Annotated in this window: 14 protein-coding genes; 5 read left to right on the top strand and 9 right to left on the bottom strand. The window is 59.5% G+C overall.

All coding sequences use genetic code 11. The annotated features are described in order from the left end of the window. The first annotated feature begins 13 nt into the window (after nt 1-13). Together RE418_RS12815 and ypfH are read left to right on the top strand one after the other, a co-directional pair. Nucleotides 14-2026 (top strand): tRNA(Met) cytidine acetyltransferase TmcA, encoded by a 2013-nt coding sequence (locus RE418_RS12815; RefSeq protein WP_089181199.1) that lies wholly within the window; start codon nt 14-16, stop codon nt 2024-2026. Nucleotides 2027-2146: 120 nt separating this feature from the next. Next, on the top strand, nt 2147-2836 hold the full coding sequence (ypfH, locus tag RE418_RS12820; protein WP_043140413.1) for an esterase: 690 nt from the start codon (nt 2147-2149) through the stop codon (nt 2834-2836). 30 nt (nt 2837-2866) lie between these two features. Here ypfH and RE418_RS12825 read toward each other — a convergent pair whose 3' ends face one another. The 5 genes from RE418_RS12825 to RE418_RS12845 all read right to left on the bottom strand — a co-directional run bounded on the left by RE418_RS12825 (nt 2867) and on the right by RE418_RS12845 (nt 6043). Continuing rightward, the gene (locus tag RE418_RS12825) at nt 2867-3052 is read right to left on the bottom strand and encodes a YpfN family protein (RefSeq protein WP_004941720.1); all 186 of its coding nucleotides are present in this window, start codon (nt 3050-3052) and stop codon (nt 2867-2869) included. 2 nt (nt 3053-3054) lie between these two features. After that, nucleotides 3055-3729 carry a M15 family metallopeptidase gene (locus RE418_RS12830; RefSeq protein ID WP_089181198.1) on the bottom strand — a complete coding sequence of 225 codons (675 nt, stop codon included), beginning with the start codon at nt 3727-3729 and terminating at the stop codon, nt 3055-3057. After that, nucleotides 3726-4853, bottom strand: a complete 1128-nt coding sequence (gene dapE / locus RE418_RS12835) for a succinyl-diaminopimelate desuccinylase (protein WP_089181197.1) — start codon at nt 4851-4853, stop codon at nt 3726-3728. Before dapE ends, RE418_RS12830 begins: the two co-directional genes overlap by 4 nt. Continuing rightward, nucleotides 4850-5236 carry an ArsC family reductase gene (locus tag RE418_RS12840; RefSeq protein ID WP_025303822.1) on the bottom strand — a complete coding sequence of 129 codons (387 nt, stop codon included), beginning with the start codon at nt 5234-5236 and terminating at the stop codon, nt 4850-4852. Before RE418_RS12840 ends, dapE begins: the two co-directional genes overlap by 4 nt. A 255-nt stretch (nt 5237-5491) precedes the next feature. Next, nucleotides 5492-6043 carry a LuxR C-terminal-related transcriptional regulator gene (locus RE418_RS12845; protein WP_089181196.1) on the bottom strand — a complete coding sequence of 184 codons (552 nt, stop codon included), beginning with the start codon at nt 6041-6043 and terminating at the stop codon, nt 5492-5494. A gap of 531 nt (nt 6044-6574) precedes the next feature. Between RE418_RS12845 and RE418_RS12850 the strand changes: the two genes are divergently transcribed. Beyond that, on the top strand, nt 6575-7000 hold the full coding sequence (locus RE418_RS12850) for a GNAT family N-acetyltransferase (protein WP_060434453.1): 426 nt from the start codon (nt 6575-6577) through the stop codon (nt 6998-7000). A 7-nt stretch (nt 7001-7007) separates the two neighbouring features. On the opposite strand, the gene RE418_RS12855 is transcribed toward RE418_RS12850, so the two are convergent. Together RE418_RS12855 and RE418_RS12860 are read right to left on the bottom strand one after the other, a co-directional pair. Beyond that, the gene (locus RE418_RS12855; protein WP_025303819.1) at nt 7008-7439 is read right to left on the bottom strand and encodes a GNAT family N-acetyltransferase; all 432 of its coding nucleotides are present in this window, start codon (nt 7437-7439) and stop codon (nt 7008-7010) included. A 9-nt stretch (nt 7440-7448) separates the two neighbouring features. Then, nucleotides 7449-7928: a tetratricopeptide repeat protein gene (locus RE418_RS12860; protein ID WP_043140404.1), complete on the bottom strand. Its 480-nt coding sequence runs from the start codon at nt 7926-7928 to the stop codon at nt 7449-7451. A 216-nt stretch (nt 7929-8144) separates the two neighbouring features. Between RE418_RS12860 and ypfM the strand changes: the two genes are divergently transcribed. Next, complete coding sequence (gene ypfM / locus RE418_RS12865; protein WP_100396732.1) at nt 8145-8204, top strand: protein YpfM; 60 nt, start codon at nt 8145-8147, stop codon at nt 8202-8204. Between the two features lie 126 nt (nt 8205-8330). On the opposite strand, the gene acrD is transcribed toward ypfM, so the two are convergent. After that, nucleotides 8331-11465: a multidrug efflux RND transporter permease AcrD gene (gene acrD / locus RE418_RS12870; RefSeq protein WP_089181195.1), complete on the bottom strand. Its 3135-nt coding sequence runs from the start codon at nt 11463-11465 to the stop codon at nt 8331-8333. A 292-nt stretch (nt 11466-11757) separates the two neighbouring features. Between acrD and RE418_RS12875 the strand changes: the two genes are divergently transcribed. Continuing rightward, nucleotides 11758-12036, top strand: coding sequence for a helix-turn-helix domain-containing protein (locus RE418_RS12875; RefSeq protein ID WP_004941750.1), 279 nt, complete (start codon nt 11758-11760; stop codon nt 12034-12036). A gap of 32 nt (nt 12037-12068) precedes the next feature. Here RE418_RS12875 and RE418_RS12880 read toward each other — a convergent pair whose 3' ends face one another. Next, entirely contained in the window at nt 12069-12701 is a 633-nt protein-coding gene (locus tag RE418_RS12880) for a response regulator (protein ID WP_025303816.1), read from the bottom strand. Nucleotides 12702-12765 lie beyond the last annotated feature (64 nt).

Here is a 12765-nt window from a genome sequence, read left to right on the forward strand (position 1 = left end):
GAGACACAGCGTTATGTTACAGGCAGCGCAACAACTTATGCGGCGGCAGGGCATCCGACGCCTGCTGGTGCTCAGCGGTGAACCTGACTGGTGCCGCGAACAGGCGCAGCGGCTGGCGGCTACGTTGCCAGGCGACTGGCCGTGGGTCGGGGAAAATCCGCCGCCCGGCGAGGTGGCTTTAGCAAGCGGCGCGATGCGCCAATTGCTGGGGCAGGAGCGGCTGCACGCGGTGTTCGACGCCGGTCACTCGCTGGACGTAGAGGCGCTGGCGGCGTTGAGTGGCGCCTTGCGCGCCGGCAGCTGGCTGCTGCTGTTGACGCCCCCCTGGCGACAATGGCCTCAGCAGCCGGACGGCGACAGCCTGCGCTGGAGCGATTGTCCGCAGCCGATCACCACGCCGCATTTCATTCATCATCTGCAGCAGCATCTGGCCGATGACAGCGAAGTGACGATCTGGCGGCAGGGAGAGCCCCTGACGCTGGCCGCGCTGCCGGCGCGTGAAGGGTGGCAGCCGCCGGATGGCCGCCCGACCGAGGAACAACAGGCGATCTTGACGGCGCTGCTGCAGGCCGAGTCCGGCGTGTGGGTGCTGACCGCCGCCCGTGGCCGCGGCAAATCGACGCTGGCCGGCATGCTGGTGGCGCAGTCGCCGCTGACCTGCTGGATCACCGGGCCGAGCCGCGCCGCTACTGAGGTGGCCGGGGAATGGGCGCAGGGGCGCGCGCAGTTTTGGGCGCCCGATGCCTTGTTGGCGCAGTGCCGGGAAGGCGACGTCAGTGAGGTGGGCTGGCTGCTGGTGGATGAGGCGGCGGCGATCCCCGCGCCGCTGTTGCAGCAGTTGATCGGTTATTTCCCTCGCGTGCTGTTGACCACCACGGTGCAGGGCTATGAAGGCACCGGCCGCGGTTTTCTGCTGAAGTTTTGCGCCGGGCTGCCGTCCTATCAGGCGTTGAGCCTGCAACAGCCGATGCGCTGGGCGCAGGGGGATGCGTTGGAACGGATAACGGACAATGCGCTGTTGTTCAACGAGCTGCCCGCCTGGCCGGCGGACGGCCAGGCGATCGATTACAGCCAGGCGGAGCAGCGTGAACTGTGCGCCGATCCGCAGCGGCTGGCGCGTTTCTATGCTCTGCTGAGCAGCGCGCATTACCGCACCTCGCCGCTGGATTTGCGCAGGTTGATGGATGCGCCAGGCATGCATTTCGGGCTGGCGCAGGCCGAACAGGAAGTGGTGGGCGCCGTGTGGCTGGTGGACGAAGGCGGGTTGAGCGCCGAGTTGGCGCACGACGTGTGGGCCGGCCGCCGCCGACCGCGCGGCAACTTGGTGGCGCAGTCGCTGGCGGCGCATGGCGGCCAGTGGTGGGCGCCGACGCTGCATTCACGGCGCATTACCCGCATCGCGACGCTGCCGGCGTTGCGGCGGCAGGGTATCGCGCGTCAGCTGGTCGAGCGGCAACGCCGCCAGGCGCAGGGTCTGGACTTCCTGTCGGTCAGCTTCGGCTATACCGAGCCGCTGTGGCGCTTTTGGCAATCCTGCGGTTTCGAGCTGGTGCGCATCGGCAGCAAGCCGGAGGCCAGCAGCGGCTGCTATACCGCGATGGCTATCTTGCCCCTGAGCGAGCAAGGAGAGGCGCTGCGGCACGCGGCGCACAAGCATCTGGCGCGCGACTGGCCCTGGCTGCGGCAGCGTATTGAACTCGCGCTGGCGATCCCGGGCGACGACGGCGACACGCCGCTTGGCGAAGAGGACTGGCGCGAGCTGGCCGGATTCGCTTTCGCCCATCGGCCGCTGGAGGCCAGCCTGGGGGCATTGCAGCGTTTGCTGTTGGCCAGCAATTTGCCGCTGCCCGCGCTGCGCGGCCATCTGCAACGGCGACAATCCCCGGCGGCGTGCGCGGAGCAGGCGGGCGTAAGTGGCCAGAAAGCCTTGCTGCGGCACTGGCGGCACGAAACGGCGCAGGCGCTGGAACAGTTGAATGCGCAGCACTGCCGTTACTGGCGCGACTGGGCGCAGTCGTTGCAATAAATTGAATAACTCGCTCAATAAAACCCGATTTTCCCGATTTCTCAACGGCGTATAGTCACTGTCAGCGGTGCGGCGGCGACTGTCGCCGTACCAGGTCTGGTTACAACTAAGGAGTCATCGATGAAACATGAGCATTTCGTTGTCCAAAGCCCGGCGACCCCGGCGGCGCAGCTGATCTTGCTGTTTCACGGTGTCGGCGACAACCCGGTGGCGATGGGGGAGATCGGCAGCTACTTCGCCAAAGACTTTCCTCAGGCACAGGTGGTGAGCATCGGTGGCCCCGAAGCGTTCGGCAACGGTGCAGGGCGTCAGTGGTTTTCGGTGCAGGACGTGACCGAAGAGAACCGCGCGGCCCGCATCGCAGACGTGATGCCGCAGTTTGTGGCCGTGGTGCGTCATTGGCAGCAGTTGAGCGGCGTAGGCTATGCCGGCACGGCGCTGGTGGGGTTCTCGCAGGGGGCGATCATGGCGCTGGAAGCGTTGAAAGCAGAAACCCGGCTGGCCGGGCGCGTGGTCGCGTTCAGCGGGCGTTTCGCGCAACTGCCTGAGCGGGCTTTCGGCGACAGCGTGGTGCATTTGATCCACGGTGAAGAGGATGCGGTGATTGCGGTGCAACACGCTCACGCGGCGGCGGAGGCGTTGCGGACCAACGGCGCCGATTTCACGCTGGACGTGGAGGAAAACGTCGGGCACGCAATCAACCAGGGCATGATGAACGCCGCGTTGGAAAGGCTGCATTATTATGTGCCGCAGCGCTACTGGGACGAAGCCTTGTCCGGCAAGCGCGGCGAGCTGATCGCCTTTCGCTAAAAATTCAGGGCGCCGATGAGCGCCCTGATGTCATTTCTTTTTCGGCCAGTCGTCTTCGTCATCCCACTGGGCATTGTTGTCGCGGTGCGGCGGTATCTCCGGCTTGTTGGCCAAATAGCTTTTAACGTCGACGCGGCGCAGTTCCTTAATGCCGCTGACGACCATCCCCACCAGAACCAGCAGGATAATCCACCAGTAATCAGCTAACCATTGCATAGCTACTCCTTTCCTTCACTGCGTATAAAACGCGAAAAAATCGAGGGCAGATGGCGTTCGAGCCATTCGGCACCGGCGACCTCCTTATCATGCCAGGCCGCCAGCAACAGCGCCGGGGTCAGCAAATGTTCGGCCTCTTGTGCCAGCGGCCGGTAGCTCAGATGCCACGGCTCCACCGCCACGCCGCCGCAGTCTTCGGTAAAGGGGCGGTAGAAACCGAATTCGGCCATATGCGCCGTCAGCCACTGGTTGAGCGGCGCAAAGTAACCGCCTTCCTCATATTCCCACGGCTCCAGCTGCAGCTTTTGCCCTTCCGGCAACAGCGACGGATCGTACACGTCCAGATCGCTGCCCCAGTGATGGCGGCTGGCGCCCGGCAGGGCCGACCAGCGCAGGATCACCTCACAGCGCTCGGCGGCCGATAACGTCGCGACGTCGATCGGGCGGCTGTCCTTATCTAATACTGGCCGCTGGCCGCAGAATTTGCCATTCCAAATCGCCAACTGGCGGTCGAAATCGCGGAAGGTGCTGGCGGGCTGGAGATCGAATCCCGCCTCATGCGCCGCCTGCTGCATCGCCAGGAAGGCGTTGACCGCCTGCGGCTGCAGGCGGTGGTTCCCGCTCAGCGGCGCGAGGTGTTCGGTTGAGCGGCCGGTGAGCATCTCTGCGTTGATCATGCGACCAATTGCTCCATGATGCGTTGATACATGCGGCTCAGCAGCTGCAGATCCGCGGCGTTGACACATTCGTTGACCTTGTGGATGGTGGCGTTGACCGGCCCCAGTTCCACCACCTGCGCGCCCATCTGCGCGATGAAGCGGCCGTCGGAGGTGCCGCCGGTGGTCAGCAACTGCGGCGTCAATTCAGAATAGTGCTCGACCGCGTTGACCACCGCATCCACCAGCGCGCCGCGCGAGGTGAGGAACGGTTGACCGGACAGCCGCCATTCGATGCTGTAATTCAACTGATGGCGTTCCAGCAGCTCTTCCACGCGCTGCTTGATCATCGCGTCGGTCAGTTCGGTGCTGAAACGGAAGTTGAACTGCACGTAGAGATCGCCCGGGATCACGTTGTTGCTGCCGGTGCCGGCCTGCACGTTGGCGATCTGCATACTGGTCGACGGGAAGAACTCGTTGCCGCGATCCCATTCGATCGCCACCAGTTCATTCAGTGCCGGCATGGCGCGGTGCACCGGATTGTCCGCCAGATGCGGATAGGCAACGTGCCCCTGTACGCCGTGGATATGCAGGTTGGCGGTGATGGAGCCACGACGGCCATTTTTCACCACGTCGCCGACGCGCTCGGTGCTGGACGGCTCGCCGACCAGGCAGTAATCCAGCCGCTCGTTGCGCGCCATCAGCGCTTCGACCACTTTAACCGTGCCGTGAGTGGCGCTGGCTTCTTCATCCGAAGTGATCAGGAATGCCAGACGACCCCGGTGATTCGGGTTGGCGGCGACAAAGCGTTCCGCGGCCACCACCATCGCGGCCAATGAGCCTTTCATGTCCGCCGCGCCGCGGCCATAGAGCATGCCGTCACGGATTGCCGGTTCAAACGGCGGGTTGTCCCAGCGTTTTTCATCACCGGTCGGCACCACGTCGGTGTGCCCGGCAAACGCCAGGGTTTGCCCTTCACCGCGCCAGGCCCAGAAGTTTTGGGTATCTTCGAAGTCCATTGCTTCGACGGTGAAGCCGATCGCCTGCAGGCGATCGATCATCAGCTGCTGGCAGCCTTCGTCATTCGGGCTGAGGGAAGGGCGTTTGATCAACTGCTGGGCCAGTTCGATAACCGGGCAAGTCATACGGCAACCTCGGTGATAAATTGTTGGTAAGTGTCGGCGTTAAAACCGAGCAGGGCGTGGCCGTTGCCGTCGTCCAGCAGCGGACGTTTAATGATTGCCGGCTGCGCCAACATCAGCGCGATGGCGGCGTCGGCATTATCACAGGCGTTGCGCTGCGCTTCATCCAGCTTGCGCCAGGTGGTACCGCGGGTATTGAGCAGCGGCTCCCAACCCAGCTGCGCGACGAAACCGCGCAGTTGCTGTTCGGTCAGGCCGTCGGCGCGGTAGTCGTGAAAATGATAGGCTATGCCCTGATCTTCCAGCCAGCGGCGGGCTTTTTTGATGGTGTCGCAGTTTTTGATGCCGTACATCGTCAGCGTTGTCTGTTGCGGTTTATTTGCCATGGCGTAAAGCTACCTGTCTCGTCGAGTCGATACTGAGCGGCGGGCGCGGTCTTAGGCCTTCTCGCCGCCCGGCGATAGCAGAGATAATGCCAGTAAAGCGGCGGCGAGATCCAGACAACGATGCGCGCGAGAGACGATTGGGCGCCAGGGAGAGAGAGGTTGGCAAAGCGATGAAACGGCGACCTTCGCCAGCGGTGCTTTTAAAAGACGCCGGCGAACGCATTCAGCCGCCAATGCGGAGCTGGGGGGCGGTCACTACTCTTTATTGATTCTTATGTTTAAACGATCGGTCAAACACCGTACGCGGGTAATATGCAACAGCGGTTTTATCCTGCTGGCGCCGAGCTTTTTCATTATTCGCGACTTGTAATGATTGGCGGTTTTATTTCTGATATTCATGGCATTGCTGATATCGGCCAGCGATTTTCCCGTCGACCACTCCGAAAGGAAAAGGGACTCGCGCTGGGAGAGTTGCGGCGGTTCGGTATAGTGACTGTAACGCTTATATAAGTCACCGATCAGGTGGCTGAAGCGACTCAATGATATAAGGTTTGATAATATAATGGTCTTATTGTCGACAATCACCACCTCATGCAGGCAGTCGGTGATAATGATTATTTTGTAGGTATTGGGGTTGGCATATTCATCGCGGTAACGTGCTTCAAAATTGGCGATAGTGACATCGATAAAGCAGACCCTTTTACGGCTAAAGCCGGCCGGCGCGCGTTTTTCCGCCCATGTTTGGTTAATGAGTTGTCGAATGCCGACGGTGGTATAGGCACACTCGCTGAAAATATCAATTTCCATTTTATTATAGTCCTTTACTTTCTATTTCCCGGTGAGGATTGATATCTTAAAACATAAAAAAAGAAATAATCTAAATAATTTCATGTTGAACTTATCTTGCACCGCAAACGAATGAGCGTTATCTGGGCGCGAGCTTTGAAGGGAAGGTTATATACTAGCATGATTTATAAAGAGTAAATCTTTTTTTCAACCGAATTTTTAAGCAAGGTAAGGCTAATAGAATAGACATCTTCTATTAATACCTCGGTAATTGAAAGGAATTAACATAGATATTGACTATCAAAATTATCAAAACGATCGTTTTTGACGATCATTAAATGACGTAAGATTGCGTTTAACGAGTTAAAAAATAAGATTTTTCTTGGTTTTATCACGATGAGAAGCTTTACTTGGATCGACAGTAAAGTCGGCGCTGAAGTCATGCGAAAATTAACGTGGAAATTGAGACAAAGATAATTCTAAACAAAGAAAATGCGATGTTTTAAGCTGTGAGCAGAGTGCGAACGTGGATGATTGATACGGAGAGCTGGCGTGAAAGAATGTCATATCGAAATTTCCGATCGGGTAACGCAGGAAATAACGTCCTGTATCGCGGAGGGGTTGGACCGTTTTAATGATCAACATATCGGCTACGGCGATCGTCTGCCGTTGGCCGTGGTGGTAAAAGATCCCGATAGTGGGGAGGTTCTCGGGGGGATTACCGGGCGCTCATCATTAGGGCTGCTGTTTCTCGATCTCTTTTATCTGCCGGAAGCGTTGCGCGGGGCGGGGCTGGGCAGCGAATTGTTGCGCCGTTTCGAGCAGGAAGGCCGCCGGCGCGGTTGCCTTTCCGCCGTGTTGTACACCATCAGTTTTCAGGCGCCGGACTTTTATCAACGACATGGCTGGCAGCGTATGGGGGAGGTGCCGTGCCTGCCGCCGGGGACCTGCCGTATCTTTATGAGCAAAACCTTGTAATGCGCGATTAACGTACGTAGCCTCCCTGTTGCAAACGCCGCAGGGCGGCGCCCTCAGCGAACACCATGCCGGTGGTCAAATCGTGAAAGCCGTACTTTTTATAGAAGGCCAGTTTTTCCGGCACCGAATAGATGAAAATCTTGCCGAGCGGCGCCAGATCTTGCATCACCCGGTCCATCAACCTGCGCCCCAACCCCTGTCCCTGAAAGCGCGGATCGATCGCCACGTCGGCCAGGTAGGCAACCGAGGTCAAATCGCTGATGGCATGTGCGGTGGCGATCAGCTCATCGCCGATAAACCCCCAATAGCAAAACTGGCTGTGTTGGTAAACGCGTTGCAGCGTATGCGGATCGCGTTCGCCCAGCCCGGCGGCCTGCAGCAATTCACACAGCCGCTGCCAGTCGATGGCACGGCGGCTCATATCGGTGATGATTTCCATGGTTTTCCTCTAATCAATATGATTGAGATCGGCGGCATAGTGCCGAATGGCGCGCTGATAGCCGCGGATGCCGGGGTCTGACGAGGTGTCCGCCAGCAACAATAACAGATCGGCCACGGCGCGTTTATTTTCACCCAGGTTGTACAGCGTCATGGCGCGAAACAGCATTAGTTCGTTGGCCTGCGGGAATTCGGTCAGGCCATCGTCGAAAGCGCGCAGCGAAGCCGGGTATTTCCCCAGGGCGCGGTAAGTGCTGCCGAGGCCCAGCCAGGCTTCACGGCGCTGGGCGGGCGGCAAATCGCGAGCCAATGCCGCGAGGTAGCAGGGAATGGCCTGTTGCTCCAGGCCCTGAACGTCATACAGGCAGGCCAGCTGAAAGTGTAACATCGCCGCTTCCGGCTCGGCCGCCAGTTGCCGTAACGCCAGCGCAGTCGCTTCCTGATAGCGGCCCTGCGTTTTCAACTGCGAGAGAGACAAAGAAGGGGACATGCTCTGCGCTCCATTGGCGTATTTTTATACCTTTTACACGCTACCGTGGAGAAATTGATATCACAAGGGAATAGCTGTACTGCACATTGATCAGATAAATACGAAAATGTGCGCTAAGCCCGATTTCCGGGCCCGGCATCGTTCCCGTTTCCCTTCACATGGTCAAAAAACAAGCGTAGAATCCGCTTCGTCAAATAATTGAGGTTGTAAAGTATTATGGTTGATCGTGAATTAGGAAACTGGAAAGACTTCATTGATGAGATGTTGGGCAACTGACACAGCGTTGAAGCAGATGGCAAGGTTGAGTCATTGGAACGTCACTGAAACACCTTGGGAACGAGATTATCGTTCGAAAAAAAGCAGCATCGGTTACCCGACGCTGCTTTTTTTATGCGCTGCCTGTTACTCCTCAGTGGTCGGCGTGGTTGCCGGATGCGCTTTACCCGGGAAACGGCGCCGCACCAGCACGAAGAACAGCGGCACGAAGAAAATCGCCAGCAGGGTGGCGGAGATCATGCCGCCCATCACCCCGGTGCCGACCGCATGCTGGCTACCGGAACCGGCGCCGCTGCTGGTGGCCATCGGCAGCACGCCGAAGATGAACGCCAGCGAGGTCATCAGGATCGGCCGCAGACGCATGCGGGACGCGTCGAGCGTCGCCGACATCAGATCCTGGCCTTTATGGTTCAGCTCATTAGCGAACTCGACGATAAGAATGGCGTTTTTCGCCGACAGCCCAATGATGGTCAACAGGCCAACCTGGAAATAGACGTCGTTCTCCAGACCGCGCAGCCAGGTGGCGGTGACCGCGCCGATCACCCCCAGTGGCACCACCAGCATCACAGAGAACGGTATCGACCAGCTCTCGTACAGCGCCGCCAGGCACAGGAACACTACCAGCAGCGAGATGGCGTACAGCGCCGGCGCCTGCGAGCCGGACAGCCGTTCCTGATAGGACATCGCCGTCCATTCCAGCCCGAAGCCGGTCGGCAGTTGGCTGACCAGTTTTTCCATTTCCGCCATCGCGGTGCCGGTGCTGACGCCGTTGGCCGCTTCGCCGACGATCTCCAGCGCCGAGCTGCCGTTATAGCGCTCCAGCCGCGGCGAACCGTACTCCCAGTGCGAGCTGGCGAAGGCCGAGAACGGCACCATGCCGCCCGCGCTGTTGCGTACATACCATTTGTTAATGTCATCCGGCAGCATGCGGAACGGCGCTGCGGCCTGCACGTAGACTTTTTTCACCCGGCCGCGGTCGACGAAGTCGTTGACGTAGGTCGAGCCCCAGGCGGTGGAGAGGGTATTGTTGATGTCGTCGATAGACACGCCCAGTGCCTGAGCCTTGCGTTGATCGATATCGATTTGCAACTGCGGGCTGTCGTCCAGGCCGTTGTGGCGCACGCGCGACAGCAGCGGGTTTTGCCCGGCCAGCTGTAGCAGCTGATCGCGCGCTGCCATCAGCTTGGCGTGGCCGAGGCCGGCGTGGTCTTCCAACTCCATATCGAAGCCGGAAGAGTTGCCGAGGCCGGTGATAGCCGGCGGGCTGCTGGCTATCACCCGCGCTTCGTTAATCTTGTTGAACGCCAGGGTGGCGCGATCGATGATGTCGAACGAGCTGTTGGCGCCCGAGGTGCGCAGATCCCAGTCTTTTAGCCGAATGAACAGACGCGCCACGTTTTGGCCGTTCCCCCCCGGCCCGGAGCCGATGATGGCGAACACCGACAACACATCCTGTTTCTCTTCGGTGAGGAAGTACCGCTCGACCTTTTCCACCACTTTGGACGTTTGTTGCAGGGTCGAGCCTGCCGGCAGCTGCACCTGTACGGTGAAGATGCCACGGTCTTCCTGCGGCAGGAAGGAGGTCGGCAGCTTGATGAACAGCAACGCCATGCCGCCGAGCAACAGCAGATAAATCACCATGTAGCGGCCGCTGGCGTGCAGGATGCGCCCCACGCCGCGCTCATAGCGTTCGGTGTTGCGGTTGAACATGCGGTTGAACCAGCCGAAGAAGCCGCGCTTACCGTGGTGGTGGCCCTTGGCGATCGGTTTGAGCAGCGTGGCGCACAGGGCAGGGGTCAGGATCATCGCCACCAGCACCGACAGCACCATGGCGGAGACGATGGTGATGGAGAACTGTCGATAGATGGCGCCAGTGGTGCCGCCGAAGAACGCCATCGGTACGAACACCGCCGACAGCACCAGGGCGATGCCGACCAGCGCGCTCTGGATTTGCCCCATGGATTTGCGCGTGGCTTCACGCGGCGGCAGGCCTTCTTCGCTCATCACGCGTTCGACGTTTTCCACCACCACGATGGCGTCGTCCACCAGCAGGCCGATCGCCAACACCATGGCGAACATGGTGAGGGTGTTGATGCTGAAGCCGCAGGCGGACAGGATGGCGAAGGTGCCCATTAGCACCACCGGCACGGCGATGGTGGGGATCAGCGTGGCGCGGAAATTCTGCAGGAACAGGTACATCACCAGGAACACCAGCAGGATGGCTTCCAGCAGCGTTTTCACCACGTCCTTGATCGAGGCTTTGACGAACGGGGTGGTTTCATAGGCCACTTTGGCCTCCAGCCCGCGCGGGAAGTACTGCGACAGTTCGGCGATCTTGTCCTTCACCAACTGGTCGGTCTGCAGTTCGTTGGCGCCGGAGGCCAGCTTGATGTTCATGCCCGCGGCCTGCATCCCGTTGTAGCGGCTGAGGTAGTTGTAGTTCTCGCCGCCCAGTTCGACGGTGGCGACGTTGCCCAGCGTCACCAGCGATCCGTCCTGATTGACCCGCAGGGTGATCTGGCGGAATTGTTCTGGCGTCTGGAGCTGCGACTGGGCGTTGATGGTGGCGTTCAACGCCTGTTTATCGACCGATGGCGTGCCGCCCAACTGGCCGACCGCCACCTGGGCGTTCTGCGATTGAATGGCCTTGACCACGTCCTGGGTCGTGAGCTGGTAACTGTTGAGCTTGTTGGGATCGAGCCAGATACGCATGGCGTATTGCGAGCCGTACACGTCCATGCTGCCGACGCCGTTGATGCGGCTGAGCGGATCCTGCAGGTTGGAGACGATGTAATCGGCGATGTCCTGCTTGTCCATGCTGTTGTCGGTGGAGACGAACGCCACCATCATCAGCGTGGTGTCGCCGGATTTCGACACCGTGACCCCCTGATTCTGCACCGCCTGCGGCAAACGTTTGATCGCCGCCTGCAGCTGGTTTTGCACCTGCTGCATCGCTTCGTTGGGATCGGTGCCGGCTTCGAACGTCAGCGTGACGGTTGCTTGGCCGGTATTGGTGCTCTGCGACGACATATACATCATGTTGTCGAGGCCGGTCATATTCTGTTCAATGATCTGCGTGACGGTGTTTTCCAGCGTTTGCGCCGAAGCACCTGGGTAAGTTGCGCTAATGCGCACGTTCGGCGGCGCCAGATTCGGGTATTGTTCTACCGGTAAAGAAAAAATCGCCAATGCCCCGGTCAGGCAAAGAATAATTGCCAGCACCCAGGCGAAAATCGGGCGATCAATAAAAAAATTGGCCATGCAGCGCGAACCTCGTTATGACTTGTTCTATCTTTAAAACGCATCGGAAATATGCATTTCAGCGGCAGGGAAGGATTCCGGCGCTATTGCACTTTACTCGGGATAGTCGAGGAAAGCGTGGAGAAAAAAAGGAGATAGTGTAAATAACGGTAGCGGAAAACGGCGTGGATGCACCGACGCCGATAATTGTACGCTATTAAGACATTTTTATTACTATCAAAGGCCTTGCGCATGTCTTCGCCGCAGGCAACCGAAAGTAAAAACTGGACTCACCTTACAGCAGGAGCTTGGCATGGGAATTAACCCGGTATTTGCCCGTCGGCTTTATTTATGCTGGCTGATCAGCCACAGTGAGCGGCCCAATGTGCCGCGGTTGATGGCGCTGACCGGTTGGCCGCGCCGCACGTTGCAGGATGTGCTGAAGGCGCTGCCCGGCATGGGCGTCGAGCTGCAGTTCGTGCAGCAGGGCGTGCGCAACAACGACGGTTTCTATCAGTTGGAAAGCTGGGGGCCGTTCAACAAGAGCTGGGTGCATCAGCACCATCAGGCGCTGCTCAGCGCCATCGAGTAAGCGGCCCCGGCGTATTGGCCGGGGTGGGGCGATCAGTGGCTTTTGTACTCCAGGTACATCACCGTCGCCGCCACGCGAGAACGCACGTCCAGCTTGCGCAGTATATTGCGGATGTGCACCTTCACGGTTTCTTCAGAGATATGCAGCTGCGCCGCCACCTGTTTGTTGGACAGGCCGCGCGCCACCTCTTGCAAGACGTCCAGTTCGCGTTCGGTCAAGGCGGCGAAGGGATCGCGTTGCTCGCCGCGCGCCAGCAAATAGTCGGCCATGGCGTCGCTGATCACGTTCTGCCCTTCGGCGGCGGCGCTGATGTGTTCCAGCAGCTGTTCCGGTTCACTGTCTTTCAGCAGATAGCCGTCGGCGCCGGCGTCGATCAGCGCATACAGATCGCTGCGCGCATCGGAGACCGTCAGCACGATGATGCGCGCGTCCACGCCTTCGTCGCGCAGGGCCCGCAGCGTATCCAGCCCGGACATGCCCTTCATGTTCAGATCCAACAAGATCACGTCCGGCGCGTGCTGCAGTGCCAGCGCAACCGCCTCGCTGCCGTTGCCGGCCTCCGCTACCACGCCAAATCGCGCATCCAGTCCCAGCAGCTGTTTGATGCCGCGCCGCATCAACGGATGATCGTCAACGATCATGACTCGGTATTGCTTCATCACCATGAAATATGCTCCCTGTAGCAAGTAAAGCCACTCAAACGCGCCCGGAGGCGTGCTTCACAGTGGG

This window comes from Serratia sp. szju, from assembly GCF_044594185.1.
Taxonomy (GTDB): domain Bacteria; phylum Pseudomonadota; class Gammaproteobacteria; order Enterobacterales; family Enterobacteriaceae; genus Serratia; species Serratia bockelmannii.

Coding starts and splice junctions, on each gene's coding strand:
- RE418_RS12815 (WP_089181199.1), top strand. CDS start 14: ATGTTACAGGCAGCGCAACAACTTATGCGGCGGCAGGGCATCCGACGC.
- ypfH (WP_043140413.1), top strand. CDS start 2,147: ATGAAACATGAGCATTTCGTTGTCCAAAGCCCGGCGACCCCGGCGGCG.
- RE418_RS12825 (WP_004941720.1), bottom strand. CDS start 3,052: ATGCAATGGTTAGCTGATTACTGGTGGATTATCCTGCTGGTTCTGGTG.
- RE418_RS12830 (WP_089181198.1), bottom strand. CDS start 3,729: ATGATCAACGCAGAGATGCTCACCGGCCGCTCAACCGAACACCTCGCG.
- dapE (WP_089181197.1), bottom strand. CDS start 4,853: ATGACTTGCCCGGTTATCGAACTGGCCCAGCAGTTGATCAAACGCCCT.
- RE418_RS12840 (WP_025303822.1), bottom strand. CDS start 5,236: ATGGCAAATAAACCGCAACAGACAACGCTGACGATGTACGGCATCAAA.
- RE418_RS12845 (WP_089181196.1), bottom strand. CDS start 6,043: ATGGAAATTGATATTTTCAGCGAGTGTGCCTATACCACCGTCGGCATT.
- RE418_RS12855 (WP_025303819.1), bottom strand. CDS start 7,439: ATGGAAATCATCACCGATATGAGCCGCCGTGCCATCGACTGGCAGCGG.
- RE418_RS12860 (WP_043140404.1), bottom strand. CDS start 7,928: ATGTCCCCTTCTTTGTCTCTCTCGCAGTTGAAAACGCAGGGCCGCTAT.
- acrD (WP_089181195.1), bottom strand. CDS start 11,465: ATGGCCAATTTTTTTATTGATCGCCCGATTTTCGCCTGGGTGCTGGCA.
- RE418_RS12875 (WP_004941750.1), top strand. CDS start 11,758: ATGGGAATTAACCCGGTATTTGCCCGTCGGCTTTATTTATGCTGGCTG.
- RE418_RS12880 (WP_025303816.1), bottom strand. CDS start 12,701: ATGGTGATGAAGCAATACCGAGTCATGATCGTTGACGATCATCCGTTG.